The sequence below is a fragment of the Chelatococcus sp. YT9 genome, assembly GCF_018398315.1.
In the GTDB taxonomy this organism is placed as follows: Bacteria; Pseudomonadota; Alphaproteobacteria; order Rhizobiales; family Beijerinckiaceae; genus Chelatococcus.
Map to the genome: position 1 here is coordinate 298314 of NZ_JAHBRW010000002.1, position 26350 is coordinate 324663.

Below are 26350 nucleotides of genomic sequence, written 5' to 3' on the forward strand. Positions count from 1 at the left end.
CGCATCCATGCTTGCTTTCATCATCAAGCGTACCGCGCTGATGGTGCCGACGATGCTCATCATCTCGGCCATCGTCTTCGTGGTGATCCAATTGCCGCCCGGCGACTTTCTCGACACGCTCGCCTCCCAGCTCGCGTCACAAGGGGAAGGCCTCGCCGACTCGCAGATCGCGCTGCTCAGGGAGCGCTATGGGCTCGATCAATCGATCCTTGTCCAGTATTTGAAGTGGATCACCAATATTGTGACCGCTCTTGATTTCGGCCAATCCTTCGAGTGGAACAAGGCGGTTCTCGATGTTATCGCGCCTCGCTTCTGGGTCACGCTTGGTATCGCGCTTCTGTCATTGGCGCTGACGGCCGTGGTCGCGATCCCCTGCGGCATCTATGTGTCGCTGCGGCAGTATTCGCTTGGGGATAATCTGGCGACATTCCTCTCATTTCTCGGCCTTGCCGTCCCCAACGTGCTGATGACGCTTGTGCTGATGTACGCAAGCTTCACCCTGTTCGACGCCAACCCCGGCGGCCTGTTCAGCGCGCAGTATCAGGACGCCCCCTGGTCCGTGGGGCGCGTCCTCGACCTCATGGCGCATCTGTGGATACCGGTCGTCGTTCTCGCGACGGCGGGCACCGCGGAGGTGGTCCGGGTGATGCGCGCCACCATGCTCGACGAGTTGTCAAAGCCCTATGTGGACACCGCGCGCGCCAAGGGGCTGACAGAGGCTCGCTTGACAATGAAATATCCCGCGCGCATCGCGATCAATCCGATCGTATCCAAGCTCGGATGGATGATACCGATCATCGTATCGAGCGAGGCCGTCGTCAGCATCGTTGCCGATATTCCGACGATGGGTCCCTTGCTTTTGCGATCCTTACTGGCGCAGGATATGTATCTCGCGGGCGCCATCATTCTTCTGCTTGCGTTTCTGACGGTCGTTGGCACGCTCATCTCCGACATTCTCCTAGCGCTGCTTGACCCGCGCATCCGCCATGCGATGGAGTAGCCATGTCGTCCGCCACTGACACGACAACCGCCGCAGCGGCTCCGGCCGTTCCCGCCGCGATCGCCGCGCAGGAAAACCGTCTGGCCGGTGCCAGCGAATGGCGCCTCATCTGGTGGCGCTTCCGCCGCCACCGTCTCGCTTTCGCGTCAGGCATCGTCGTGCTCGCGATCTATGTCGTCGCGCTCCTCGCCGACCCGATCGCGCCAGCCTCGACGGAGGCATCGAAGCCCCAATACACCTACGCGCCGCCTCAAATGCTGCATCTGTTCCGCGCTACGGCCGACGGCTGGCGCTTCGAACCGCATGTCCTCGGCTATCGTGTCCAGATCGACCCCCGCGCCATGCGACGCAGCTTCGTGACCGATCCCGATACGATCATTCCCGTGGGGCTCTTCGTCCAGGGCGATCGCTACAGCTTCATGGGGCTGTTCGAGAGCGACCTCCATCTCTTCGGCCCCATCGAGGCCGGCCAGCCGTTCTTCCTGCTCGGTGCGGACAGGCTGGGGCGGGACGTGCTCAGCCGCACGATCCATGGCGCCCGCGTCTCGATGTCGATCGGCCTCGTCGGCGTCCTGATGAGTCTTGCGATCGGCGTCGTGCTCGGCGGCCTGTCGGGCTATCTCGGCGGCTTCGTGGACAGCACCATTCAACGGACGATCGAGATCATCCGCTCCATCCCGACGATCCCTTTGTGGATGGGTCTCGCGGCCGCCGTTCCTCTCACCTGGCATCCGCTCGCGGTCTATTTCGCCGTCACGGTCATTCTGTCACTGATCGGCTGGACGACCATCGCGCGGATCGTACGGGGCAAATTCCTGTCGCTGCGCAGCGAGGATTTCGTCGTGTCGGCGCGGCTCGATGGCGCTTCGCAGACACGCATCATCCTCGTGCACATGCTGCCCTCGTTCTACAGCTACATCATCGCCGCGACCACGCTCGCCGTGCCGACGATGATCCTGTCGGAGACGGCGCTCAGCTTCATCGGCCTCGGCCTGCAGCCGCCCATGGTGAGCTGGGGCGTGCTGTTGAAGGAAGCGCAGAACATCCGCTCGCTCGCGAGCGCGCCCTGGCTGTTCGCGCCCGGCGTCGCCGTGATGATCGCCGTTCTTTCCCTGAGCTTTCTTGGCGACGGCCTCCGCGATGCCGCAGACCCCTATCAGAAATGAGTGCAGACATGAGAGCGCCCACGCTTGCGCCCCTGCTCGAGGTCGACGATCTCCGCACCCATTTCACGACGCCGGGCGGCATCGTGAAATCGGTCGATGGCGTCAGCTTCACGGTCGGACATCGAGAAACCGTCTGTATCGTCGGTGAATCCGGGTCCGGCAAGTCGATCACCGCGCGCTCGATCATGGGTCTCGTGCGTCGCCCCGGCCGGGTTGTCGGCGGGCGGATGGAATTCCGGCGCCGCGATGGATCGACGGTCGATCTCGCGGCGATCCCCCCGGATTCGGCCGCCTACCGCGCCATTCGTGGACGTGAGATCGGCATGATCTTTCAGGAGCCGATGTCCGCCTTGTCACCGGTGCACACCATCGGCAGCCAGATCGAGGAAGGCATTCGCCTGCACCTCGGCCTTGGCGCGCGGGCAGCCCGCGAACGCGCGGTCGATGCGCTGGAGAAGGTCGGTTTTCCGGGCGCCCGCCAACGACTGAATACTTACCCTTTCCAGCTGTCCGGCGGGCTGCGGCAGCGTGTCTGCATCGCCATGGCTCTCGCCTGCGAGCCGAGCCTTCTCATCGCGGACGAGCCGACGACGGCGCTCGATGTCACCACCCAGGCCAATATCCTCGAACTGCTGCTGCGCTTGCAGGGGGAACTCGGCATGGCGATTGTCTTCATCACCCATGACTTGGGGGTGGTGGCGGAGATCGCGGATCGCGTCGTCGTCATGTATCTCGGTCAGGTCATGGAGGCGGGCCCTGCCGGCAATGTCCTGGGCCAACCCCGTCATCCATATACCCGGGGGCTTCTGCGCTGCGTCGCGGATATCGAAGGCGACGGGCTGCTGCGCGCCATACCGGGAATTGTCCCGCATCCCCTCGCTCGCCCACGCGGATGCCCGTTCAGCACCCGCTGCGAGGAGATGATGCCCGGACTCTGCGACACCACCGCGCCGGATCTCCTGGCGCTCGACCATGAGACACAGGTCAGGTGTCATCTCTGGTCGTGTGGCGAGGTCCAGAGCATTGAGGGAGCGGTCCATGGCTGAGCCCATCCTGTCCGTCCACGACCTGCAGCAGCATTTTCACCGCCGCAAAGGCTTTCTCAAGCGCGAGATCACGACAATTCGCGCCGTGGACGGCATCTCCTTCGACCTCATCGAGGGCGAGACCCTTGGCCTTGTCGGCGAGTCCGGCTGCGGAAAGTCGACGACGGGCCGGGCGCTCGTCGGCGCCTACCGTCCAACAGCAGGCTCGGCCCGCTATCGCCGTGCGGATGGGCGGATGGTGGATCTCGTCCAGGCGGATCCGGCGGTACGCCGCGCTATGTTCTCCGAGATCCGTCTCGTCTTCCAGGATCCGCAGTCCTCGCTCAATCCGCGCATGCGGGTCATCGATATCGTGGGCGAACCCTTGCGCAATTTCGGCCTCGCCAGAGGCGCGGAGCTGCGCGAGCGCGTCGGCCAGCTCCTCGCGCAGGTCGGCCTGCGCCCTGAATACATCGACCGCTACCCCCATGCCTTCTCCGGTGGCGAGCGCCAGCGCATCGGCATCGCCCGCGCCATCGCGACACGGCCCCGCCTTCTCGTTGCCGATGAGGCCGTCTCGGCGCTGGACGTCTCCATTCGCGCGCAGATTCTCAACCTCCTGGTCGAGCTGCAGTCGAGCCTTGGTCTGACCTATCTGTTCATCTCGCATGACATGAGTGTCGTCCGGCGTATCGCATCCCGGGTCGCCGTCATGTATGTCGGCCGCATCGTCGAGATCGCCCAGACTTCGGATATCTTCCGGCAGCCGCTGCACCCCTACAGTCGGGCGTTGCTGTCGGCGGTTCCAGACGTCCACCGGCCGAAATCGGCCCACGCGCGACGCATTCGCCTCGCGGGAGAGGTCGCCGACCCGGCCAACCCACCGTCCGGCTGTCATTTTCATCCCCGCTGCCCCTTTGCCACTGAGCGCTGCCGCACCGAGGCGCCGGCCCTGCGTCGCATCGTCGGCAGCGGCGAGGTCGCCTGTCATCACGCCGAGGAGATCGCGGCCACCAGTCCCGCGATCCCACAGGCGCAGCCCGCCATTTCCCAGGAAGGACAACAATTATGGACAACGGTTTAAAGGGACGTGTCGTCTTCATCACCGGGGCGGGGGGCGGCATCGGCCGCTCTATCGCGCGGCACTTCGGCGCGGAGGGCTCCGTGGTCGTTGTGAGTGATATCGATGTGGCGGCAGCCGAACGCACCGCCGGCGAGATCCGGGAAGCCGGGGGCGCGGCGGAAGCCCACGGGCTCGACGTCGCCAAGCGCGACGCGGTGTTCGACATTGTCGGGACGGCTACACGCAAGCATGGCCAGATCGATGTGCTCGTCAACAATGCCGGCGTTGTCGGCCTCGCCAAGATCGAGGAGATCACCGATGCGGAGTTCGACCGTCTCTATGGCGTCAACGTCAAGGGCAAGCTCTGGTGCATGCAGGCCGCCGTGCCGTCCATGAAGGCCCGCAAATGGGGCCGCATCATCAACTTGTGCTCCATCTCCGGCAAAACCGGCGGCCGTCTGCCCTACGCGCACTACACATCATCAAAAGGCGCGGTCTGGACGATGACGATGGCGGCCGCGCACGAATTCGCGCCCTGGAACATCAACTGCAATGGCGTCGCACCCGGGTCCGTCATCGGCACGGCCTTCTCTAAGGACTTCGAGCTGACCAACGATCCCGAAGTCCTGCGCGCGACGATCCCCCTGGCCCGTCGCGGCGTTCCCGACGATATCGCCCCCGCTGTCGTGTTCCTCGCTTCCGAGGGCGCCCGTTACATCACCGGCGAACTCATCGATGTGAACGGCGGCCTGCATATGGATTGAGGCTGCTGCGTGAAGATCCAGCAATGAGGATGCTGCTGTGAGCTCCCTGAGAATTGAATCGATCGAGTGCATACCCGTCACCGTACCGGTCGAGGCCCCGATCCTGACCTGTTACGGCTCGCTCGGCGCCTACCCGCGCGTGCTCATCAAGATTGTTGCTGAAAACGGGCTTGTCGGATACGGCGAGACTTCGGCACGCTACAAGGCCGATACCTTCCGGATGTTTGAAAACATCTTCAAGGGCGCCAGCCCTTGGGAGTCGACGCGCCTGATCAACCGTATCAAGCACTGGAATTATTATCCCTGGCAGAAGCCGGAACCGCTGATGGCTGGGCTCGAGATCGCGTGTCTCGATCTCGTCGGCAAGGCGACTGGTGAGCCGCTGCATCGCATCCTGGGCGGCAAGATCCACAATGAAGTGCCTGTCGCGTCCTATCTCTTCTACAGGCATGCGAATGCCGAAGGGCACGGCAAGATCCACACCGTCGATGAACTCGTGGATTTCGCCAAGGCGCAGGTCGCGACCCACGGCTTCTCGGCCTTGAAGCTCAAGGGTGGCTATTTCTCACCCGAGATCGATCGCGACGTGCTCTACGCATTGCGCGAAACCTTCGGCCGTGACATGCGGCTCCGGTTCGACCCGCAAGGAAGCTGGACACCCGTCACGGCGATCCGCATTGGCCGGCAGCTCGACGCGATCGATCTCGAATACTACGAGGATCCTTGCTGGAACGCGGCCGCCATGGCGCAGGTTCGCAAGTCCGTGACGACACCCCTTGCGACCAACATGTGCGTCACCCAGTTCGAGGAGTTCCATCCCGCCACGCAACTCGGCGCGGTGGACGTCGTCCTCAGCGACATCTGGTACTGGGGCGGCGTGCGGGCCACCATGGCGGCGGATCGCATGTGCCACGCCACCGGCATCGATCTCGGGATGCACTCGAGCGCCGAACTCGGCATTGCCTGGGCCACGATGATTCATGTGGCAAGCGCGATGCCGCATATGAAGCTCGCAATCGACTGCATGAACCTGCATCTCGCTGACGACATCATCCGGGGTGGCAAGATCGAGCCCCGCGGCGGCTTCGTCACGCCGCCGGACGGCCCCGGCCTCGGCGTCGAGATCGATGAGGAAAAGCTCGCGAAATACAGCGCGCTGGCGACATCTGGCGCCGCCAGCGACCGCTTTCTCAACCCCAATCTCGCAGACAGCGCACGCCCGGGTTGGGCACCGCACAGTCCCGCCTGGTAACGTGCCAAGAGAGACAGAACAATGCAGCTCGACAATCACGATTGGCCTTCCATCGCCGAGCGCTTCAAGCGCCTTTATACGCCGGCGGTCTGCGATGTGCTCGATTCCTACGAATTGCGGTTCCAGTTCGTGCATCACTCCATCCGGCCGCTGGACCATCGCCTGATGGTCGCTGGACCGGCTTTCACCATCGTCGGGATGTCGAATGCGACACGCGACCAGACCAAGCGCATGGGCCCGCGCGTCATCGACAGTTTCCTGCCCCATGTGGTGGCTTGCTACGACACCATGGGTGACGAGGAAACGGGCGTATGGGGAGAGTTGTGGAGCGCGGGCGCGGCTCGGCGTGGCTGCGTCGGCGCCGTGGTCGACGGCGGCATCCGCGACACCGCATATATCCGCCGCGCCGGCTTTCCGATCTTCCACAAATATTGCATTCCCGGCGACGCGGTTGGTCGTTTCAACATCGTTGACTTCGGCTGCCCTGTGTCCATCGGCGGCGTGCGGGTGAATTTCGGCGACTATGTCTTCGGGGACGAGGACGGCGTCGTGATCATTCCGCGCGAATTGACGCTGGAAGTTCTTCAGCGCTCGGAAGAGGTCTGCTCGAAGGAGAACCGTATCCGTGACGCCATCCAGGACGATACGTCCCTGGCCGATCTCTACAAGAAGTTCGGCAAGTTCTGAGCGATGACGCCACCTATCCGCAGCATCCTCGTCACGGGCGCCGCCGGATTGCTCGGCCGCGCGGTGGTCTCCACCCTCAATTCCGCGGGTCATCAGGTCATCGCGCTCGATCGCCTCGAACGGCCCGTGCCGGACGGCGTGCGCCCTGTTGTAGACGACCTCAGCGACCGCGGACGGCTGGGGCATCTGCTGGATGGCGTCGATGCGGTCGTTCACTGCGCCGCTTATGCGACGCCTCAGGCCGCCTGCGAGGAGGTCGTGTTCACGGGCAATGTCACCGCGACGACGAACATCCTGCTCGCGGCGGAAGCGACTGGCATCAGCCGCTTCGTCTATGCCTCAAGCCAGTCGGCGCTGGGGCTGGCCTATGCGCCACGGGTCATCCCGCCCGACAGGCTGCCCGTTGACGAGACGCACCCCTGCCGCCCGCGTGAAGGCTATGCGCTGAGCAAGCTCGTTGGCGAGCAGATCTGCGCCATGGTCGCGGCGCGCTCCAACATCTGCATCACAGCGCTGCGTTTCCCGGTGATCTGGGCCGCCGAGCGGTTCGCCGAACACACCGCAAAACGCCTCGGAGACCCTGCACAGGCGGCCAAGAGCCAATGGGCCTATGTCGATGTACGCGATGCCGCGCGCGCCTGCCGGCTTGCCATCGACCGTGGCGGGCAAGAGGGCTTCGCGCTCTACAACATCGCCGCCCCGTGGCCCTTCGCCATGCCCGAGGCGGAAACTACGCTCGCCGCGGTCTATGGTGAGCTTCCAAGGCTTGCTGGCTGGCATCCGGGTCAAGCGGTCCTGTCGCCCGAGAAAGCACGGCGGGAACTCGGCTTCGTCGCGGAATGGCGATGGACGCCCGACGCGATAGAGCGCATCGTGCCCGCATAAAAACAGGGAGGGCATTGATGTCGTCTTTCGCCGACGCCGTTCGTGAGGCGCCCGTCGCCTGGCCTCCGCCCAAACGCCTGAAACCCATGGCCGGCCTGTCGCCCGACGGCATGGCGCCACGCGCGATCACGCCCGCCGAGGTCACTGAGCGCCTGTCCAGCCGGCTGCGTGACCTCGTGGGGCCCGGGCGGCGCTGGAGCTACGCAGAAATCTCGGCGCGCACCCTGATCGACATACGCACGCTGAAAGCCTATGTGCGGGGAACCGCCTGCCCCAACCTCGCCAAGTACAAGAGGCTCGTGGTCGTCATGGGCCCCGAGGTCGCGATGGACCTCAACCGCATGCTTGGGTGGACGCCGCGCATCGGCAACGATCCGCCCGAGGCTCTCGACCTCAATGCGCTGGAGACGGCACTCCTGCGCGCTGACCAGGCCTTGACGCAATTGCACATCTCACCGCCGTCGGGACCGAAACCCGCGCGGCCGCAATCCGGCATCACAGCCGCGCGCACCGCCGATACGCTGCCTGAATTCGCGCAAAGCCTGCATGCGCAGGACATCACGCCGACAGCCATCGCTGCAAGACTGAGCTACCGGTTGAAACGCATGCTGAACGGCGACGGCGGCCGTTCCATCGGCGATATCGCAGAGGCGACGGGCATTTCGCGCGGGGTCATAGAGGCCTATGTCGCGGGCACGGCCTGCCCCAATCTCGCGCGCTATTTCCGCCTGGAGCGTGTCCTTGGCCAGGAACTCGGCATAGAATTCGCGCTGATGCTCGGCTGGACGCCGCGTTTTCATGCCGGCCGTGACATCGCGGACCCCGTCATCGCCGATCTGCACGACCGCGTCCGCGCCTGCCTCCACATACTCGCCCGCATCAAGGATGCGGGCGAAGGCTCATCACTCAGCGGCCGCCCGTAGCATCGATGAACGCGCCTGTCACAAAGGATGACCGCTCGGACAGGAGAAACAGGACGACCTCGGCGATTTCCTCCGGACGGCCCGGCCGGCCCATCGGAATGATCCGTCCCATGCGCTCATAATGGCCCGGGCCGTCCACATCATGAGCCGGCGTCATGACGGTTGCTGGCCTCACCGCGTTGATGCGAATGCCCTCGCCCCCAACCTCCACGGCCGCGTTGAGGGTGAAGCCGTCAACCGCCGCCTTCGCGGCGGCGTAAAGCACGAGCCCCTCCGCCGTTGCCTTGCGGCTCGTCGGTCCGCCGCGCCGGGCGCAATCCGAGGAGATGTTGACGATGGAACCGCCCTTGCCGCCGTGGCGTGTCGACATCCGGCGCACCGCCTCACGGGTGCAAAGCATCGTGGACACCACGTTGAGGGCCATGATGGCGTGCATCTCATCAGCCGTTGCGTCCTCCACGCGCGCGCCATCGGGACCAAGGACGATCTTCCCGCCGCCGGCGTTGTTGACGAGGCCAGCGACCGGACCGAGCTCGGCGTCCACCCGCTGGAACATGGCGACGACGGCCGTCTCATCCGTCACATCGGCCTGGACGGCGATGGCGCGGCCACCCGCATCACGAACGGCGGCCGCGACATCTTCCGCCGCGGCGCGGGAGGTGTTGTAGTTCACGGCAACATCCCAGCCATTGCGGCCGAGGACCGGGCAGATGCCCGCGCCGATCCCGTGGCTACCGGCGGTGACAATGGCGACAGGTCTCATCGATGCTAGCTCCCAGCCCGGCGCCCTGGCGGGCGTCTTTATTGCGGATGGTACGAACGATAGCCGCGATGAGGGGACAGAACCTTGTTCAATCGCGACAAAGCCCGAGGGCCGCTCATTGGCTGGTTGACCGCCCCCCTCCCCGACCATGCGTTTTGCAGCAAACCGTCATTGTAACCCCGGAAGCCTCGCCGCACTCTCACCGAAACGATAAGAGGAACGTCCGATGGCCCTGCCAGACACGGCAGATTATTGGAGCAACCGACCATCGAAGCCGCTCGTGATTCCACGGCGGCGGCGGCGGTTTGCCTCCGTCGACGAGATACGCGCCTATGGCTTCATCATTCCGCTGGTTGTGCTCGAAATCCTGTTCGTCGTCACACCGCTGGTGATTGGCTTTTACTACAGCCTCTACCGTGTAGACTATTTCGAGCTGACGTCCTTTCGCGGCTTTGACAATTACTGGCGCGTCCTGACATCCCCAATGGTGCTGCAAAGTCTAGCCGCAACGGCGATCTTCGCCGTAGGAGCGCTGGTCTTGACGCTGTCTGTCGGCATGAGCCTTGCCCTCTATCTCGAGCAGGACACGCGCTGGAATATATTTTCCCGCGCCGCGGCACTGGTGCCTTACGTCATCTCGATGCTCGTGGGATCCCTGCTGCTTCGCTGGATCTTCTCCACGGATTCAGGACTGGTTGCCGCGACGCTCGGGCCTTTCGGGCTTGGTGACGCGACCATTCTGGCGGACCCCACGGCAGCGATGGGCGCGCTCATCTTCAATGCCGGCTGGCGTGACAGCGCCTTCGCCATGATCCTGCTGCTTGCCGGTTTGAAGAGCATTCCGCCGCAACTGCATGCCGCCGCCCGCGTCGATGGAGCGAGCACATGGTATCGCTTCCGTCATATCACGCTGCCGCTGATGCGCATTCCCATCCTCATCGCCGTGGTGCGCCTGCTCATTCATTTCGTCAATGTGCTGACCTTCGCGCTGGTGTTGACCGGTGGCGGCCCGAATGGCGCGACGCAGACGATGGGGCTTGCCATGTACCGGCTCGGTTTTCTCGACGCACGCATCGGCGAGGCCAACGCACTCGCCATCCTCGTGTTCCTGTTCAACATCGTGCTGATCGGCATCAATGTCGCGCTGTTCAGCGAACGCCGTCGGAGCAATTCGTGATGGCGACTTCAGCAAAGGCTACGGTCCCGCTTTGGAAGCGCCGTCAGCGAACACGACGGCTCGTGCGCCGCGCCATCAACGTCGCGATAGCGCTCGTCGCGCTGTTCCCCATACTTTGGGGGTTATCAACCTCCTTCAAGACGGCATCCGAGCTTGCCCTGTTTCCGCCGACACTGTTGCCCGCCCATCCGACACTGGAGCACTACGCGCTTCTATTTCGCACAGGCATAGAGCGTTACATGCTGAACAGTGTCATACTGTCGATAGCGACGGTTCTCTGCTGCCTGGCCTTTGGCAGCCTTGCGGCCTATGCCATGGCGCGGATCAAATTTCGGGGTAGCAACCTGCTGCTTCTGGCGATCGTCGCGCTCATGAGCATACCCCTGCCATCCCTGCTGGTTCCAACCTTCACCTTCCTTGCGCAGCTCGGGCTTCTCGACAGCCTGACAGGCCTTGCCCTTCTCTATACAGCCTATCAATTGCCGATCGCCGTCTGGGTCCTCTATGGATATTTTCTCACCATCCCGATCGAGCTCGAATATGCGGCGCGCGTCGACGGCTATTCGCGGTTCGCGACCCTGCGCAAGGTCATTCTGCCCTTGTCGGGTCCGGGCCTCGTCGCCGCCGGCCTGTTCGTCATCACATTTGCCTGGAACGACTTCGTCGTCGCCGTGGCGATGACATCGTCCGATGCGGTGAGAACACTCCCGGTCGCAATCTATGGCTATCTCGGCTTTTACGGCCGTGAATGGGGGCCGCTCACCGCCTCCGCCATCCTCTCCACCATTCCCGTCATCGTCGTGTTCATTGCCTTCCAGCGCTTTTTCCTAGGCGGCATGACGAGTGGCGGCGTCAAGAGCTGAGCGTCATGACCACATCCGTCCAGTTTCGCAGCGTGACAAAGCGCTTCGGTTCCATGGAAGCTCTGTCCAGCCTCGATCTCAAGGTCGAGCCCGGTGAGTTCGTCTCCTTGCTCGGCCCCTCCGGCTCCGGCAAGTCCACGACGCTCGGGCTTCTTGCAGGGCTCATCGAGGCCGACGAGGGCGAAATTCTCATTGGTGATCGCATCGTCAACGATATCGGGCCCGAAGACCGGGACATAGCCATGGTCTTCCAGAACTACGCACTCTATCCCCATATGACTGTCTTCGAGAACCTCGCCTTTCCTCTGCGAGCTCGTGGGCGACGGCGCCCGGAGCAGGAGATCGAGAACCGCATCAGCGCCGTCGCCCACGCGCTCGGCCTGCCGGACCTTCTTCATCGCTATCCCCGGGAATTGTCAGGCGGACAGCAGCAACGCGTCGCACTCGGCCGGGCCATGATACGAGAACCGAAAGTCTTTCTTCTCGACGAGCCGTTATCGAATCTCGATGCGCGTTTGCGCATTCGCATGCGCCACGACATCAAAGCGCTCCATGCGGCTATCGGCTCGACAATCGTCTATGTCACGCACGATCAGGCAGAAGCTCTGTCGATGTCATCGCGCATTGCCGTTTTCGACAAAGGCAAGCTGCAGCAATACGCGCCCCCCTTCGAGATATACAATCGCCCTGCGAATATATTCGTTGCCAATTTTGTCGGAGAGCGCGAAACCCTCTTTCTTGAGGGAAGCATAGAGACAAGCCCCGCTCCCCACTTCCTCTGCCGTGGCGAAGCGCTGCCGCTCGGAAACGGCGCTGCGGATTTCAGCGCCGTCACGGGACGGCCGCTGAAGCTCGGACTTCGTGCCGAGGCGGTCACGCTGGTATCCGCGGAGATGCCGGGCGCTTTTCCCATCACGGTCTCCCAGATCGAACTCTCGGGCCCAGACGTCATCGTCTATGCGATGACCAATGCCGGCATCGCGCTGTGCTGTCGTGTACCATCAAGCTATCCGGTGACGCGTGGTGACCATCTTCACGCCGCTCTTCTGCCTGCGGCCGTGCACCTGTTCGATCCGGAAACCGGCGCGGCGGTTCCGGTGCCCGAAAAGGACGTCGGATTTGGTGGCGGGAATCAACCCGCGCATCTGGAAAAAACCTACAGCCAAGTCGTCGAAAGAACGGCGTGAGTAGAAGTTACCGAGCGCGGCCAGCAATGCACTGGTCGTTCTTTGGTCAATAACCCGAACGAGAGGGAGGAAACCAATGTCAGCTCAACAGTCGCGTGCTTTACGATCCCGTGCGGTGGCGTTTGCTGGCATTTTTGCCAGTCTCATCGTCGCGCAACCACTCGCGGCCCAGACGACCGTCACGATGTGGACATTCCTTGACCCCAACAAGACCTCGCCCCGCGAGGTGGCGCTGAAGGAGATCATCGCGGGCTTTGAGGCATCCAATCCATCAATCAAGATAAAGGTCGAGCCGCAAGACTTCGCGCAGATGCCGCCAAAGTTCTTCCTTGGCCACCGCACGGGCGGTAATCCCGATCTGGTCTGGATTGATGCGAAGAACCTCGGCGGCCTCTCACAATCCGGCGCGGGCGCTGATCTTAACGCGCTGGCCGTGAACGCATGGTCGCAGGCCGAGCGCGACGACTTCTTCGTGAAAGCGGGATGGAATGCCGCACTGAAAGACGGCAAGCTCATGGCCATGCCGCTCTTCCACGGCGCCAGCGTCATCTATTATCGCAAGGATCTGCTCAAGGCCGCCGGCATCGACCCTGCCACTCTCACGAGCTGGGACGCGCTGGCTGCCGCCGCAAAGAAGCTGACCACCGACAAGGACGGCGATGGCCGCGTGGATGTCTGGGGCTTCGGCATGCCGCTTGCCGCCATCAAGACGGAAAGCACGCCGGTGCTCATCGGCATGCTGGACCAGGAGGGCGGCCCCTTCAATACCTGCAAGGCGAACTATGCCACTCCGGAAGGCATCAGGTCGCTGACCTTCACGACAGACCTCATCACCAAGGACAAGGTCACGCCGCAGGAAGCCCTCGTCCAGAACGTGGACGATATCACCGAGCAATTCACGGCCGGGCGCTACGCCATGGCAATCACCTCCAACCTCCGCTTCAGCGTGATCGCGAAGGCAGCGGCCTTCGGTGGCGACAATATCGGCATCATCGCCTGGCCGTCGTGGTCGGGCAAAAAGCCGGCGCCCATGCCAGTATCCGGCTGGTGGATCGCCGCCTGGCAAAAATCACCACGCCTGGCGGAAGCGAGCAAGTTCATCGATTATCTCGCCAGCAGGGAGGCGATCGGAAAATGGATGACGGTCGGCGGGCAGGTGCCGATCCGTAAATCATTGCTGGACAGCCCGTTCCTCAAGCAGCCCGCCAATGCGTGGATGACGACCATGGTCGATGCCTGGAGCACGTCGAGCTGGATGGAGCCAACGGAGTGCAACACCCGCACTCTCCAGTCCGCGCTGAATGAAGCGGTCAGCCGCGTCATCCTCGACAAGGTCGAGCCAAAGGCAGCCCTTCAGGAAGCCGAGCGCAAGTTCGCCGACGCGCAATAGGTATCAGGCACCGCTCCCGGTATCAGACGATCGGCAAGCTTTCGCTTGGATGATGGCTGGCGACCAAAGTGCCGTTGGGAAGGCGAAAGCGACGTCTTACTAAGGGCAAAGCTTCGATGTCCAGGCGGACGGGCTTCCCCCCCGCCGGGTCTTAAGTTGGCCCCGCAGTTTGGGAGGCTTCGCCGCGCGCGTGGTGGAAAACCACCGGAGATCCGATGGGCATCGGGCCCACATCGTGTTCAGGCCAGAAACGGCCTTTTGTCCAGTTGAACATACCCTGGGTGAAATAGCCGATCCCCGGCGTTCGCAGCATCAAGGGCTTTGCGAGGCCGGCGAAGTTCAGCGTGAAGTGATAGCCGGATTTGACGACGATGCAGTCCTGGTCCGCAATCATGATGCCGTTGTCTTCAAAGGCGGCTGGATCATGGGTGAAGCCAGGCTTGCTCGTGACGAGAACCGAGACGCGCCCATCGATCTCCAGAACCGTGACCGGGCCAAGCGCGGTCGGCTCGCCCCCTCTGTAAGGACCACGCATGTTGAACATCCCGTCGCCGATGCGCACAACGCGGGCTTCGACATCGATCGGCAGGAAACCCGGTGTCATCCCGCCGCCAAGCTGAAAACGCGCGATTGCCCCGGGACCCAGCTGCTGGGCCCGGGCCACGCTGACCGCGTCGGTGATGGGCACGGCGGCGCGCAGGCCGTCCGAGCGAGACAACAGGGCCCTCAGGATCGCCGTCGAATCTCCCGGTGCTCCCGCAAGCACCCGGTCTCCCATGTCGGCGAGCACGTAAGGCGTGGTACCGGCATGTTCTGCGACATGATCAAGGGCCTCATCGATTGACATGAGGTGGTCGACGAACTCGCTCCGCTTGCGCCAGAAGGCTTCGCCCAGCTCAGAGGCCGCGGCGCGGGCGCTCATCTCCGTACCCTCGGCGCTGGTGACGACCACCGCCTGCCCCATTCCAGCGTCGTCGAGAAAGCGAAACACGTTATACAGCGAGATATCCCACGTTCCCGCGGCTTGCGCCGCCAGACCACGAGCCATGTCGTGGAGATCGCGGAGTGGACCTGTCGCTGTCTCGTTACCGCCCGGCAGCAGCATGGGGATCTTTACCAGGGTGCTGACAGGCCGGAGCGATCCATCGAGGACGGAGAGGATGCCGCGCGCGACCTTCTCTCCGCAAGCGACGACGTCGGAATGGGGATTCTCCTTACAGGCAATACAGATGTCCGAGGCCACCAGCATGGCCTCTGTCAGATGCGCATGGAGATCGAGGCCAACGCCGATCACGCCATCCGGACCGATGGCCAGGCGCAAGTCGCGCAGAAGGTCGCCTTCAGCATCTGGCAGGACGGTAGTGCCCATCGCTCCATGTAGTTCGAGAGCGATGGCATCAGGGGCATGCGCTTTAACGGCTGCAAGAATTTCCTGCTTGAGGCTCAGGTAGAAGTCGTGCTCAACGAGGCCGCTTGGCGGGGCGGAGGCCGAGAGAACCGGCATCAGTTCCACGCCCGCTGCATCGAGGGCCGAAATAATGCCGCCTAGCGTTGTTCCAGATCCCCTCGCCTCGCTGAGGACCGCGTCACCCCGGGACACCAGGAAGCAATCCTGTGGCGTTGGAAGCGGGCTGAACCCGTGCGATTCATGGAAGATCCGCGCCACCATGACGCGCGGCTGAGGCAAAGTGGCCCTGTTCATCTCGCAAATCCATTGTCTGGATGGAAGGATAGCCTCAGCCTGCCTCGAGAGCGGTGCTTTCCAGGCCAGGCGTCGGTTGGAGGTCCTACCGTGTCGATGCCGCGTTCCGGCTGCGAAGCCACTCGACCCCACCCATCAAAACGAGGGAGAGGACGACCATGACCGTCGAGGCAGCCGCGATGACCGTCGTCAGATTATAGTCGATGTCCTCGAACAGCTTGCGCGTGATGGTCTTGCCGTCGACACCGGAGATGAAGAAAGCCACCGTTGCCTCGTCGAAGGAGGCAAGAAAGGCGAAGACGGCTCCGGCCGCGACGCCCGGGGCGATGTTGGGCAGCACCACATGCCAGAAGGCCCGGGCCCTGGACGCACCGCAGTTGAGTGCGGCGAGCTCGAGAGCCGGATCGATCCGCTGCAGCGCGGCTGACACCGTGAGCATGACGTAGGGCACCGACATCATGGTATGGGCGATCGCGAAGCCTGTGAAATTACCGGTGAGCCCGACGGGCGCGAAGACGAGATAGAGCGCGACCGCCAACACGATATGGGGGACGATCAGCGGCGCGAGCGTCAAGGCCTGGAGCGCCCGCGCCCCCGGCAGGTTGCCGCGTACGAGGGCGAAGGACGCCAGCGTACCAATGACTGTCGCCGACAGGGTCGTCGCCAGCGCGATCTTCAGGCTGAACCATGTCGCGTTCATCCAGTCCGCGTCCGAGAAATAGGCCCGATACCATTTCAGGGTCAGCCCTTTTGGTGGAAACTGGATATAGGCGGCTTCCCCCAGCGACATCGGCACCACAAGCAGCGTCGGCAACAGGAGAAACACGAGGACGAGACCCACGAAGCTGTTGAGAAGCCAGCGGCCAAGGGCTGGATGCAAGGCCGCTTTCGAAGCTGGGGGCGAGCGCAAGGCATCCAGGGCGTTGGTTTCCGACAGCGTCGTCGACATCACGCAGCCTTTCCGAAGCTGAGGAACCGCCTGAATAGGCCGACCAGACCAAGCGTCACCAGCAGCAAGACCCCGGCCAACGCGCCGGCGAATGGCCAGTTGAGCAGCTCGGTCGTCTGCTGTCCGATCAAGGTCGCGATGGTCAGGTTCTGGGGCCCGCCGACCAGCGCCGGCGTGACATAGAACCCAAGAGACAGAATGAAGACCATGATCGCCCCCGCATAAACGCCAGGAAGGCTGAGCGGCAGTGTGACGGCGGTAAAGCTCGTCCAGGGTCCGGCGCCAAGATTGCGCGCTGCCCTATCGAGTTCCGGCGGGATCGAACGGAGCGCAGAGAAAATCGGAAGGATCATGTAGGGAGACAGCACATGCGTCATGGCCACGATGACGGCCCCTTCGGTGTAGATCAGCTTCAGCGGCTGATCGATCAGTCCCCAGCTCATGAGCGTGCTGTTCACCACTCCCGTACGCTGCAAAAGCACGATCCAGGCATAGGATCGGACAAGCACGCTGGTCCAGAGCGGGATCAGGACGCAGGCGGCGACAAGCATCGCAGCGCGACCGCTAAGCCTGGTCATGACCAGAGCGACGGGATAGCCGAGGACGAAGGCGAGAAGCGTGACAATGGCGGCTGTTTGCACCGTCCGCAGGAGAATGCGCAGGAAGATGGGTTCCTGCGCGATCCGCAGATAATTCTCCGCCGTGGGGGTCGGCGTGAAAATGCTGCCCAAGAGGAGTTTCGCGACCGGTAGGAGAAACGCCAGGACGAGCAGCAAGATGAGCGGTAGCGCGAGCGCCACCGAGGCCGAGGGGGAAAGCTGGCCGGCGGCTGTGCGATCCGAAGGGGCAGCTGTCACATCAGCCATCACTCAGCCCTCGCCTGCGAACACGCGAACGGCGCTTGGGTCCAGCCGGACAAAGGCCCTGCCACGCTTTTCGGCACCGCTATCGCGATTGGACGAGGGAACCTGCACCTGGAGCTGTGTCCCGTCGTCGGACCTAACGATCAGGGTCCTATGCGATCCAAGGAAGATCGTGGTTTCGATCTCCCCGGCGATTGCCCCCTCGCTGGTCTCCGCCGGGCTCAGGCTCTCGGGACGGGCCGCGATGCGGACCGGGCGGCCGACGGCAATCTCATCGCGGCCGCCGAGCTGGGACCGCGCGACGCTGATAGTCTGCCCCGAGACCGTGACATGGATCGAACGATCGTCCAGGCCACTGACGATCCCCTTCAGGAAGTTCATCTTGCCGATGAAATCGGCGACGAAGCTGCTGTTCGGCTCATGGTACAGCGCCACCGGGCTGCCCAGCTGCTGGATGCGCCCCTTGTCCATGACCGCGATGCGGTCGGACATCGTCAGCGCTTCTTCCTGATCATGCGTCACATAGATGATGGTGATGCCGAGGCTCGCGTGCAGCTTCTTGATCTCGATTTGGAGCTCTTCGCGCAACTTCTTGTCGAGGGCTCCAAGGGGCTCATCCATCAGGAGGACCGGTGGTTGGAAGACCAGCGCCCGCGCCACGGCGACACGCTGCTGCTGGCCGCCCGAGAGCTGCGCCGGCGAACGGTCGCCGTAATCTTGAAGCCGCACACGCGCCAGGGCCTGCTCGACAAGCGGGGCGATATCGGCCTTGCCCAAGCCGCGCATCTTGAGCGGAAACGCCACATTCTGCGCCACGCTCATATGCGGGAAAAGGGCATAACGCTGAAACACCATTCCGATGCCGCGCCTGTTGGGCGGCACATGTGTCAGGTCTCGGCTACCCAACGTGATCGTGCCAGAACTCGGTGTTTCGAAACCTGCCAGCATCATCAGAAGCGTGGTCTTTCCGGAGCCGGAAGGACCCAAGAGCGAGAGGAACTCACCGGCCTCGACATGGAGATCGACCTCGTCCACACCGACAATCTGGCCAAACCGCTTCGATATGCCGTTTATGACGATGGCTTCGCCTTTCGGAGGTGTCAGGCTTCGGCGTGCCTGCAAGGCATCGCTGTTCGACATCCCGCTCATAATCCCGCTTCGAACCTCTGCAAGTGGCTTTCCTCGACCATTTTATGATCGGGCAGCGTCAGTTTTTGATGTTTGATGTATCATTTATAACTTTACACTTGTCAACCGCCGAATTTCAGCTTTCGACCGTAGCTGGACTGGCGGTGCGTGAAGACTGCCGGTATTTGATGCATCAAGCAACATGAGGATTGTCATGTCGGAGCATTTGCTCGCCGGAGTCGTCACACCGATTGCTCGCCAGTCCAACCTGGGGGAGCTCACCTATGGACGCCTGAAGGAGATTATCGTCGCCGGTTCCTTCCCCCCAAATGAAAAGCTGACCGTGCGATCGGTCGCAGCTGCCCTTGGTGTAAGTACGACACCGGCGCGCGATGCCATCAACCGGCTGCTCTCCGAAGGCGCTCTCGTCAACGAAGGTCCCAAGACGGTCGTTATCCCCTCGCTTACGCTCGACGCCCTCGATGAGGTGACGGCCACACGCCTTGCGCTTGAGGGCCTGGCCGCCGAGCGATCGGTCCTTGCGGCAGCGCCAGCCGAGGTTACGGCATTGGAGAGGATGCAGACCGCCATCAATGCGGGACTGGACGCCGCCGACTATCGCGAGGTCCTCAAGGTCAACCGGGAATTCCATTTCCTGATTTATCGTCTGTCCGGATGGCCGCGACTCGTCGCGATGATCGAATCGCTCTGGCTGCGGGTAGGCCCCTCGCTTAATGAGCTCTATCCGGACTTCGCCCAGAACCGGCGGGGCGTCTCCAATCACATGGCCGCCATCGAGGGGCTACGCACAAAAGACGGTATCAAGGTGAGGGCCGCCGTAGAGCAGGACATCCGCGATGGCTATGTCCGTCTGAAAACGATGATCGCCTCGCGTAACTAGCGCTCAAGAACCAAGAAGGCCCAGCTAAATTTTTTGTTGCATCAAATATCAATTTGTCATTAGCTCTTCCTGACCGCGCGCCCTCCAGCGGTTCTTGGATCGAGAACAATGACTGCAACGACGACCGAAGGTCACAACTCCGTAGGGAGCGCTTCGCGGGAAGCGTTCAGACGCGCGCAACGCGTTTTCATTGACGGCACGACACGGATCACGATCGAGCGTGATCCTATCCCCCGCTATATGGACAAGGGGGAAGGCGCCTATCTCGTTGATGTCGATGGGCGGCGTTTCCTCGATTTGAATGGAAACTTCACGACGCTCATCCACGGCCATCGCTTCCTGCCCGTGATCGAGGCCGTCACCCGCCAGTTGCACTCCGGCTCCTGTTTCGCCAATCCTACGCTGGCGGAGATCGATCTTGCTGAACTGATCTGCGGACGCGTCCCCGGCGTCGAAACGATCCGCTTCGTCAATACGGGCTCGGAGGCGGTGATGTTCGCCATCAAGGCCGCCCGTGCTTTTACCGGGCGACCTGCGATCGCCAAGATCGAGGGCGCCTATCATGGCGCCTATGACTGGGTCGAAGTCAGTCAGGCGAGCACACCGGGCACTTGGGGGCAGGCGGATGCACCGGCGACCGTGCCTTACTATCGCGGCATGCCCGCGTCCGTTCTGAGCGAGGTGGTGCCGCTCCGCTTCAATGATGTCGCTCTCTTGGAGAAGCAGATCACAGCCCACGCCGCCGGCCTGGCGGCCATCGTGCTCGACCCGATGCCAAGCCGCGCTGGTTTGATCGCTCCAACCCCCGATTTCGTTTCGGCGATACAGCGCATAGCCAATCAACATGGCATTCTCATCATCGCCGACGAAGTGTTGAGCTTTCGCCAAGCCTATGAAGGCGCTTCCGCGCGCTACGGGCTGTCCCCGGACCTCTTCACATTCGGAAAGATCATCGGTGGCGGCCTCCCTGTCGGCGCGATCGCCGGCAATCGGGAGATCATGAGCGTCTTCGACGCATCCGGCGGGCGGCCGCTTTTGCCACAGGGCGGGACTTTCTCGGCCAATCCGCTGTCGATGGTCGCGGGCTTCGCTTCGATGACCGCGCTGGACCGATCGGCCTTTACCCATCTGGAGCAACTGGGAGACCGGCTGCGTGGACAACTCACGGCCGCGATCGCACGAAACCGGGCTCCACTCTCAATCTCGGGGGCCGCATCCCTCTTCCGGATTCACCCGAAGGCCGTCCTCCCCCGTGATTTCCGCGAGGCGACGGCAACGGCCAGCCAGGCTTATGTCATGAGGGAACTCAGTCGCGCCTTCGCCGAGAGCGGAATCATCCTTCCGAACGGTGCCGCCGCCTGCCTCTCCACCCCGATGACCACCGCGGATACCGACCGCGTCGCCTCGGTGTTCGACGACTTTCTTGCCAAGCGCAGCGACCTCATCGAAAGCCTCGCAGTATGACCAACCCGAAACCCACCGTCGCGCAAGCGATTGCCCGTGCCCTGAAGCGCCATGGCGTCGACGTCATCTTCGGACAGAGCCTGCCTTCGGCGGTGATCCTCGCCGCCGAGGCGATCGGCATTCGTCAGATAGCCTACCGCCAGGAAAACATGGGCGGCGCCATGGCCGACGGCTTCGCCCGGATCTCGGGACGCGTCTCTGTCGTCGCCGCACAGAACGGCCCTGCCGCGGCCCTTCTCGTGCCGCCGCTCGCCGAGGCCTTGAAGGCGAGCATTCCGATCGTGGCACTTGTCCAGGATGTCGAGCGGCATCAGGTCGACAAGAACGCCTTCCAGGAGCTCGATCACGTCGCGCTGTTCGCACCTTGCGCGAAGTGGACTCGCAGGCTGTCCGGACCTGATCGCGTCGACGACTATATTGACGCGGCCTTTGCCGCAGCCGCTAGCGGCCGGCCCGGCCCTGCGGTGTTGCTCCTGCCCGCTGATCTCCTGCGGGACACAGCGATACCCTTGGCATTTGAGCGCAACGCGAGCTATGGCTCCTTCCCACTGGACCGCATACGGCCGGCCCAGGCCGATCTCGAAATCGTCGCGCGGGCGATCGCCGCGGCGCGGCATCCGGTCGTCATGGCAGGTGGCGGCGCGCTCTCCACAGGCGCGCCGGCCGCTCTGGCGCGGCTTCAGGATCTCGCCGCCCTTCCCGTTTTCACAACGAATATGGGAAAGGGAGCCGTCGACGAGCACCACGCCCTATCCTGCGGCGTCCTCGGCGCGCTCGTCGGGCCGGCTTCGCTCGGCCGATATAGCCGGGAGCTGCTGGCCGACGCCGACGTGATCCTTCAGGTCGGCACGCGCAACAACCAGAACGGCACCGACAGCTGGAGGCTCGTGCCTCCCACGGCGCGTGTCATCCAGATCGACATCGATCCGCAGGAGATCGGGCGAAACTACGAAGCGCTTCGCCTGGTCGGCACGGCCGCCGAGACGCTCGAAGCGCTGGCGGATGCGCTCGGACGGATGGATCTGGCATCGCGCAACCACGCGCGGCCCGCTCTGGAAGCCCGCATCGCCGCGATGTGGCGCCAGTTCGAGGCCGCTCGCGCGCCGCTCGTCCAGCACAACACCAGTCCGATCCGGCCGGAACGGATCATGGCCGAGCTGCAGGGGCTGCTGACGGCCGACACCATCGTCGTCGCGGATGCGAGCTATTCCTCGATGTGGGTCGTCGGCCAGTTGCGCGGACTGGCTCCCGGCATGCGCTTCCTGACGCCGCGCGGCCTCGCGGGTCTTGGCTGGGGCCTGCCGCTCGCGATGGGCGCGAAGGTCGCGAAGCCCGACGCGCGGGTCGTCGCGCTCGTGGGGGATGGCGGCTTCGCCCATTCCTGGGCGGAACTCGAGACAATGGTGCGGATGGACATCGCCCTCACGGTCATCGTCCTGAACAACGGCATCCTCGGCTACCAGAAGGATGCCGAGACCGTGAAGTTCGGAGCCTACACTACAGCATGCCATTTCGCCCCCGTCGATCACGTCGCGATTGCCCGCGCCTGCGGCTGCTTAGGAGTTCGCGTCGATACGCCCTCCGCGATTCTGCCAGCCCTTCGTGAAGCTCTCGGGAGCAATCACCCGACACTGATCGAGGTCATGACCGACCCTGATGCCCATCCGGCGATTTCGCTTTTCGACGGCACGCTCGATCACGCCGTCACACCGGAACCGGAGCTTGCCTGATGGACCATGCTCGTCCTGTCGCTGTCGTCTCGGGTGGCAGTTCCGGCATCGGCCTCGCCGCTGCGGAAGCGCTGCTCACGGAAGGCTGGGCCGTCGCACTTTTCAGTCAGCAGCGCACCCATGTCGAGAGCGCCCGCGAGACACTGGCGGGGCGTTTCGGAGATGACGGCCTGTTCGCTGACACGCTCGATCTTAGGGAACCGGTCGCCATCATCGGCTTCTTTGCCGCCGTTTCCGCGCGCTTCGAGCGGATCGATGCGCTCGTCTGCAACGCGGGTTTCTCACCCAAAGGGCCGGGCGGCCGCACGCCACTCGGCGAGATCCCACTTGCCGAATGGAACGATGTGCTGTCCGTCAATCTCACCGGCGCGATGCTCTGCTGCCAGGCCGTCCTGCCCGGCATGGTAGAAAGACGTCACGGCCGCATCATCCTCATCGGCTCGATCGCCGGGCGCACGGCGCCGCGCATCGCCGGCGCAAGCTATGTCGCTTCGAAGGCAGCGCTGACCGGCCTCGCCCGCTCGATCGTCTCGGAATACTCGGAATACGGGATCACGGCGAACACCATCTGTCCCGGCCGGATCCTGACGGAGATGACCGGCCACTCGTCATCTCCAGCCAACCAATCCGCCTTGTCCCGTATTCCGGCCCACCGCCTCGGGCGTCCGGAAGACATTGCCCGCGCTGTCGTCTTTTTGTCCGCACCGGAGGCCGGCTTTGTGAATGGCGCGGTCCTCGACATCAACGGCGGCGAATTCACCCCGGCCTGAACGCCAGAACAACCTGATCGCCAGGAGATCCGCATGGTCAATCGCAAAGCATTGCTTGTTTCGGCCCTGATCGGAGTGGGCTTCGCACATGGGGATAGCCACGCTCAGTCCCGGAATGAGCTCGTCATCACGACGACGGGCGGCGTCCAGGAACAGGTCCTGCGCGAGACCTTCTACGAGCCTTTCGAAAAGGCAACCGGCGTCAAAATCGTCTCTGTCTCAGGGTCAGACGCCCAGAACGTCGCACGGGTGAAAGCCATGGTGGCGGCCGGAAAAGTAAGTTGGGACCTCTATCAGGCCGGCGAAATCCAGTCGTCGTCGGCCGAGCATCGCGCCTTGAACGAAGACATGAGCGCCTTCTGTGCCCAGTTTTCGAGCCGCGACGACCTTTTGCCGGGCGCCTGCAACGCCGCAGGCGTGCTCGCCGCCTACGGCACCACGATGCTCGTCTACAACGCCGAGAAGTTTGCCAACGCCAAGCCGCGCAATTGGGCGGACTTTTGGAACGTCAAGGATTTCCCGGGCCCCCGCGCGCTGCCGAACTTCAATGATCCCTGGCGGGTGCTGGCGGCAGCCCTGCTTGCAGATGGGGTGCCGGCCGACAAATTGTTTCCGCTCGATCTCGACCGTGCGTTCCGGAAGATGGACGAGATCCGGCCGCATGTGGCGCTCTGGTGGAAAACCGGTGACCAGAGCGTCCAGGGTTTCCGCAACGACGAATATGTGATGGGCATGATCTGGCAGACACGGGCCTCCGCGTTGCGGGCCGAGAAGCAGCCACTCGAATGGAGCCTTGATCAGGCCGTTCTCGTCGGCGACCGCTGGGCTCTCGTGAAAGGGGCGCCGAATCGTGAGAATGCCCTGCGTTTCCTGGAGTTCTATCTATCGAACGTGGAAGGCCAGGCGAAGCGTTGCGAGGCGCAGACCTGTACGCCCGTCAGCCGGAAAGCTGCCGCCATGATGAGCCCGGAGACGCAGCAGGCCTTGCCGCTCGCTCCCGAGGTTTTCAAAGGCCTCATTGTACCGGACAGCGAGTGGATCAACGCTAATAAAGCGCGGCTGCTCGATCGTTGGAATGCTTGGCTGCAGCAATAAGCACCGCCTTCTTCCTCTCCAGTCCAGGCAGATCAAAGTATCCCACGGGCGATCGCCATGCGCATATTCGTGTCCAGCCTTTTCCATGAAGGCAATAGCTTCAGCAGGCTGACAACGAGGGCGGACAATTTCGCGACTGTCCGGGGCTCAAGGCTGCTCGAGAAAGCGGCGGGATCAAGCTCCGCCCTGGGCGGTGCCTGTCGTGTCCTCGCCGATCTGGGATGCGAGATCCTGTCTGGCGTCTCCGCGGTAGCACCGCCCGGCGGACCGGTGGACGACCGTCTCTTCTCGCAACTCCGCGGTGAGATGGTCGCCGCTGTCGAGACCACACGTCCCGACGGCGTTTACCTTGACCTTCACGGCGCAATGATCACCGAAAGCCTCGATGATCCGGAAGGCGCCCTGATCACGGCTATCCGCGAAGCGGCTGGACCGCAGACCGTCATCGCAGTCAGCCTTGATCTGCACGCCCATGTCACTAAGGCTATGCTCGCCGACACGGATGTCGTGCTCGCCTGCAAGGAGAATCCGCATACGGACTATCACCTCGCCGGTGAACGCGCGGCGACCCTGCTCGTCGAAACCGTACAGCGGCGCATCACACCCGTGACGGCGGCGATATGGCTGCCCCTGATTTTCGGGGCGCAGATGGAGACCGCGCGCGGACCTCTCTCCAGCCTCCACGCGCGCCGAAGCGAGATACTGGCGCAACATCCATCGCTGCTCGATATCTCGATCTGCAATTGCACAACCCTTGTCAACGTGCCGGGCGGCGCCCAGTGCATCACGGCGATCGCAAACGACGACCCCGCCAGCGCCAAGGACGCGGTCGAGGATCTTGCCCGCATGCTATGGGACCTGCGTGACGCATTCACGCCGGATTTCACGCCGCTCGAGACCGCGCTCGCGGACGTCGCCTCCGGTCGTCTGTCAACGCCTGTCATTCTCGGCGATCAGGGCGATCGCGTACTGGCTGGCGCAGCCGGTGATGGTACGGTGATCATGTCCGAAATCGCGCGGCACTGGCCAGATCTCAACGCGGTCGTCCCAATCACCGATCCTGACGCTGTCCTCCGCGCGCAACGCTCCGGGGTCGGCGGAGTGTTCGAGGCGGCGATTGGCGGGGGCCTCTCCAAAGGCGTTGCGCCGTTCCACGCAGAATGGTCCGTACTAGGCCTCGGCAATGGCCATTTCGTGCATGATGGTCCCTATCTGAAAAACGAACCCGCCACTCTCGGTGACACGGCCGTACTGCGATGGAGCAACCTCACCGTCCTGGTGACCAGCCTTCCAGGTTTCACCCAGGATCCGGCGGCGTTTCGCAGTCAAGGCATCGAACTTGACGACCAGGATGTCATCGTCGCCAAGTCCGGCTACCATTTCAAAATATCATTTGGGCCGATCGGCTCCTGTGTGGTCGTCGATACGCCAGGCATCTCGAACTATCGTCCGGGCCTCCTGCCGTTCACGAAACGTCGGCCGGTCTATCCGGAAGACATGATCCCGGACCCAGACTTCATTGCGGAGATTTTCACCCGTATCCGGCCGTCGACGGCCGCGTAAGGTCCTCGGCCCTTACCTGCTATTCAACACACCAGGGGAA

At 63.2% G+C, this 26350-nt stretch carries 24 protein-coding genes; 19 read left to right on the forward strand and 5 right to left on the reverse strand.

Annotation, left to right across the window (positions count from 1 at the left end; translation table 11 throughout):
* Positions 1-7: 7 nt before the first annotated feature.
* The 9 genes from KIO76_RS21415 to KIO76_RS21455 are packed head-to-tail and all read left to right on the forward strand — an operon-like array spanning position 8 to position 8765.
* Positions 8-1000, forward strand: coding sequence for an ABC transporter permease (locus tag KIO76_RS21415; protein ID WP_213325623.1), 993 nt, complete (start codon positions 8-10; stop codon positions 998-1000).
* A gap of 2 nt (positions 1001-1002) precedes the next feature.
* Positions 1003-2166: an ABC transporter permease gene (locus tag KIO76_RS21420; protein WP_213325624.1), complete on the forward strand. Its 1164-nt coding sequence runs from the start codon at positions 1003-1005 to the stop codon at positions 2164-2166.
* Positions 2167-2174: 8 nt separating this feature from the next.
* The gene (locus tag KIO76_RS21425) at positions 2175-3212 is read left to right on the forward strand and encodes an ABC transporter ATP-binding protein (RefSeq protein WP_213325625.1); all 1038 of its coding nucleotides are present in this window, start codon (positions 2175-2177) and stop codon (positions 3210-3212) included.
* Complete coding sequence (locus tag KIO76_RS21430; protein ID WP_213325626.1) at positions 3205-4275, forward strand: ABC transporter ATP-binding protein; 1071 nt, start codon at positions 3205-3207, stop codon at positions 4273-4275. The genes KIO76_RS21425 and KIO76_RS21430 overlap by 8 nt, the downstream gene beginning before the upstream one ends.
* Positions 4260-5018 carry an SDR family NAD(P)-dependent oxidoreductase gene (locus KIO76_RS21435; RefSeq protein ID WP_213325627.1) on the forward strand — a complete coding sequence of 253 codons (759 nt, stop codon included), beginning with the start codon at positions 4260-4262 and terminating at the stop codon, positions 5016-5018. Before KIO76_RS21430 ends, KIO76_RS21435 begins: the two co-directional genes overlap by 16 nt.
* Before the next feature lie 37 nt (positions 5019-5055).
* Entirely contained in the window at positions 5056-6270 is a 1215-nt protein-coding gene (locus KIO76_RS21440) for an enolase C-terminal domain-like protein (protein ID WP_213325628.1), read from the forward strand.
* Positions 6271-6291: 21 nt separating this feature from the next.
* On the forward strand, positions 6292-6957 hold the full coding sequence (locus KIO76_RS21445) for an RraA family protein (protein ID WP_213325629.1): 666 nt from the start codon (positions 6292-6294) through the stop codon (positions 6955-6957).
* Between the two features lie 3 nt (positions 6958-6960).
* Complete coding sequence (locus tag KIO76_RS21450) at positions 6961-7842, forward strand: NAD-dependent epimerase/dehydratase family protein (RefSeq protein ID WP_213325630.1); 882 nt, start codon at positions 6961-6963, stop codon at positions 7840-7842.
* Between the two features lie 17 nt (positions 7843-7859).
* A complete protein-coding gene (locus tag KIO76_RS21455) occupies positions 7860-8765 on the forward strand; it encodes a helix-turn-helix domain-containing protein (RefSeq protein ID WP_213325631.1) in 906 nt (301 codons plus the stop codon).
* Here the strand turns inward: KIO76_RS21455 and KIO76_RS21460 are convergent.
* On the reverse strand, positions 8749-9528 hold the full coding sequence (locus tag KIO76_RS21460) for an SDR family oxidoreductase (RefSeq protein ID WP_213325632.1): 780 nt from the start codon (positions 9526-9528) through the stop codon (positions 8749-8751). The genes KIO76_RS21455 and KIO76_RS21460 overlap by 17 nt on opposite strands.
* A 226-nt stretch (positions 9529-9754) precedes the next feature.
* Here KIO76_RS21460 and KIO76_RS21465 point away from each other — a divergent pair, with 226 nt between their 5' ends.
* From KIO76_RS21465 to KIO76_RS21480, 4 genes are all read left to right on the forward strand, one after another.
* Positions 9755-10705 (forward strand): carbohydrate ABC transporter permease, encoded by a 951-nt coding sequence (locus tag KIO76_RS21465; RefSeq protein ID WP_213325633.1) that lies wholly within the window; start codon positions 9755-9757, stop codon positions 10703-10705.
* On the forward strand, positions 10705-11568 hold the full coding sequence (locus KIO76_RS21470; RefSeq protein WP_213325634.1) for a carbohydrate ABC transporter permease: 864 nt from the start codon (positions 10705-10707) through the stop codon (positions 11566-11568). The genes KIO76_RS21465 and KIO76_RS21470 overlap by 1 nt, the downstream gene beginning before the upstream one ends.
* 5 nt (positions 11569-11573) lie before the next feature.
* The gene (locus KIO76_RS21475; RefSeq protein WP_213325635.1) at positions 11574-12755 is read left to right on the forward strand and encodes an ABC transporter ATP-binding protein; all 1182 of its coding nucleotides are present in this window, start codon (positions 11574-11576) and stop codon (positions 12753-12755) included.
* Between the two features lie 76 nt (positions 12756-12831).
* Positions 12832-14145: an extracellular solute-binding protein gene (locus KIO76_RS21480; protein ID WP_213325636.1), complete on the forward strand. Its 1314-nt coding sequence runs from the start codon at positions 12832-12834 to the stop codon at positions 14143-14145.
* Between the two features lie 151 nt (positions 14146-14296).
* On the opposite strand, the gene KIO76_RS21485 is transcribed toward KIO76_RS21480, so the two are convergent.
* From KIO76_RS21485 to KIO76_RS21500, 4 genes are all read right to left on the reverse strand, one after another.
* Positions 14297-15847 (reverse strand): M81 family metallopeptidase, encoded by a 1551-nt coding sequence (locus KIO76_RS21485; protein WP_213325637.1) that lies wholly within the window; start codon positions 15845-15847, stop codon positions 14297-14299.
* Positions 15848-15932: 85 nt separating this feature from the next.
* Positions 15933-16796, reverse strand: coding sequence for an ABC transporter permease (locus KIO76_RS21490; RefSeq protein ID WP_213325638.1), 864 nt, complete (start codon positions 16794-16796; stop codon positions 15933-15935).
* A complete protein-coding gene (locus tag KIO76_RS21495; RefSeq protein ID WP_213325639.1) occupies positions 16796-17662 on the reverse strand; it encodes an ABC transporter permease in 867 nt (288 codons plus the stop codon). Before KIO76_RS21495 ends, KIO76_RS21490 begins: the two co-directional genes overlap by 1 nt.
* Before the next feature lie 3 nt (positions 17663-17665).
* Entirely contained in the window at positions 17666-18799 is a 1134-nt protein-coding gene (locus tag KIO76_RS21500) for an ABC transporter ATP-binding protein (RefSeq protein WP_213325640.1), read from the reverse strand.
* Positions 18800-19001: 202 nt separating this feature from the next.
* Here KIO76_RS21500 and KIO76_RS21505 point away from each other — a divergent pair, with 202 nt between their 5' ends.
* The 6 genes from KIO76_RS21505 (at position 19002) to KIO76_RS21530 (ending at position 26310) form a co-directional block, all read left to right on the forward strand.
* Positions 19002-19688: a GntR family transcriptional regulator gene (locus KIO76_RS21505; RefSeq protein ID WP_213325641.1), complete on the forward strand. Its 687-nt coding sequence runs from the start codon at positions 19002-19004 to the stop codon at positions 19686-19688.
* Positions 19689-19796: 108 nt separating this feature from the next.
* Positions 19797-21152 (forward strand): aspartate aminotransferase family protein, encoded by a 1356-nt coding sequence (locus tag KIO76_RS21510; protein ID WP_213325642.1) that lies wholly within the window; start codon positions 19797-19799, stop codon positions 21150-21152.
* Entirely contained in the window at positions 21149-22882 is a 1734-nt protein-coding gene (locus KIO76_RS21515; RefSeq protein WP_213325643.1) for an acetolactate synthase catalytic subunit, read from the forward strand. The genes KIO76_RS21510 and KIO76_RS21515 overlap by 4 nt, the downstream gene beginning before the upstream one ends.
* Positions 22882-23652 carry a 3-oxoacyl-ACP reductase FabG gene (gene fabG / locus KIO76_RS21520; protein ID WP_213325644.1) on the forward strand — a complete coding sequence of 257 codons (771 nt, stop codon included), beginning with the start codon at positions 22882-22884 and terminating at the stop codon, positions 23650-23652. The genes KIO76_RS21515 and fabG overlap by 1 nt, the downstream gene beginning before the upstream one ends.
* A 33-nt stretch (positions 23653-23685) precedes the next feature.
* The gene (locus tag KIO76_RS21525) at positions 23686-24747 is read left to right on the forward strand and encodes an ABC transporter substrate-binding protein (RefSeq protein ID WP_213325645.1); all 1062 of its coding nucleotides are present in this window, start codon (positions 23686-23688) and stop codon (positions 24745-24747) included.
* Between the two features lie 57 nt (positions 24748-24804).
* Positions 24805-26310: a M81 family metallopeptidase gene (locus tag KIO76_RS21530; RefSeq protein ID WP_213325646.1), complete on the forward strand. Its 1506-nt coding sequence runs from the start codon at positions 24805-24807 to the stop codon at positions 26308-26310.
* The last annotated feature ends 40 nt before the right edge of the window (positions 26311-26350 follow it).

Excerpts from the sequence above, each read along its gene's own strand:
- KIO76_RS21420 (WP_213325624.1), top strand. The coding sequence starts at position 1,003 with ATGTCGTCCGCCACTGACACGACAACCGCCGCAGCGGCTCCGGCCGTT.
- KIO76_RS21505 (WP_213325641.1), top strand. The coding sequence starts at position 19,002 with ATGTCGGAGCATTTGCTCGCCGGAGTCGTCACACCGATTGCTCGCCAG.
- KIO76_RS21470 (WP_213325634.1), top strand. The coding sequence starts at position 10,705 with ATGGCGACTTCAGCAAAGGCTACGGTCCCGCTTTGGAAGCGCCGTCAG.
- KIO76_RS21450 (WP_213325630.1), top strand. The coding sequence starts at position 6,961 with ATGACGCCACCTATCCGCAGCATCCTCGTCACGGGCGCCGCCGGATTG.
- KIO76_RS21455 (WP_213325631.1), top strand. The coding sequence starts at position 7,860 with ATGTCGTCTTTCGCCGACGCCGTTCGTGAGGCGCCCGTCGCCTGGCCT.
- KIO76_RS21480 (WP_213325636.1), top strand. The coding sequence starts at position 12,832 with ATGTCAGCTCAACAGTCGCGTGCTTTACGATCCCGTGCGGTGGCGTTT.
- KIO76_RS21430 (WP_213325626.1), top strand. The coding sequence starts at position 3,205 with ATGGCTGAGCCCATCCTGTCCGTCCACGACCTGCAGCAGCATTTTCAC.
- KIO76_RS21485 (WP_213325637.1), bottom strand. The coding sequence starts at position 15,847 with ATGAACAGGGCCACTTTGCCTCAGCCGCGCGTCATGGTGGCGCGGATC.
- KIO76_RS21460 (WP_213325632.1), bottom strand. The coding sequence starts at position 9,528 with ATGAGACCTGTCGCCATTGTCACCGCCGGTAGCCACGGGATCGGCGCG.
- KIO76_RS21495 (WP_213325639.1), bottom strand. The coding sequence starts at position 17,662 with ATGGCTGATGTGACAGCTGCCCCTTCGGATCGCACAGCCGCCGGCCAG.
- KIO76_RS21490 (WP_213325638.1), bottom strand. The coding sequence starts at position 16,796 with ATGTCGACGACGCTGTCGGAAACCAACGCCCTGGATGCCTTGCGCTCG.
- KIO76_RS21415 (WP_213325623.1), top strand. The coding sequence starts at position 8 with ATGCTTGCTTTCATCATCAAGCGTACCGCGCTGATGGTGCCGACGATG.
- KIO76_RS21475 (WP_213325635.1), top strand. The coding sequence starts at position 11,574 with ATGACCACATCCGTCCAGTTTCGCAGCGTGACAAAGCGCTTCGGTTCC.
- KIO76_RS21510 (WP_213325642.1), top strand. The coding sequence starts at position 19,797 with ATGACTGCAACGACGACCGAAGGTCACAACTCCGTAGGGAGCGCTTCG.
- fabG (WP_213325644.1), top strand. The coding sequence starts at position 22,882 with ATGGACCATGCTCGTCCTGTCGCTGTCGTCTCGGGTGGCAGTTCCGGC.
- KIO76_RS21425 (WP_213325625.1), top strand. The coding sequence starts at position 2,175 with ATGAGAGCGCCCACGCTTGCGCCCCTGCTCGAGGTCGACGATCTCCGC.
- KIO76_RS21445 (WP_213325629.1), top strand. The coding sequence starts at position 6,292 with ATGCAGCTCGACAATCACGATTGGCCTTCCATCGCCGAGCGCTTCAAG.
- KIO76_RS21465 (WP_213325633.1), top strand. The coding sequence starts at position 9,755 with ATGGCCCTGCCAGACACGGCAGATTATTGGAGCAACCGACCATCGAAG.
- KIO76_RS21435 (WP_213325627.1), top strand. The coding sequence starts at position 4,260 with ATGGACAACGGTTTAAAGGGACGTGTCGTCTTCATCACCGGGGCGGGG.
- KIO76_RS21525 (WP_213325645.1), top strand. The coding sequence starts at position 23,686 with ATGGTCAATCGCAAAGCATTGCTTGTTTCGGCCCTGATCGGAGTGGGC.
- KIO76_RS21500 (WP_213325640.1), bottom strand. The coding sequence starts at position 18,799 with ATGTCGAACAGCGATGCCTTGCAGGCACGCCGAAGCCTGACACCTCCG.
- KIO76_RS21530 (WP_213325646.1), top strand. The coding sequence starts at position 24,805 with ATGCGCATATTCGTGTCCAGCCTTTTCCATGAAGGCAATAGCTTCAGC.
- KIO76_RS21515 (WP_213325643.1), top strand. The coding sequence starts at position 21,149 with ATGACCAACCCGAAACCCACCGTCGCGCAAGCGATTGCCCGTGCCCTG.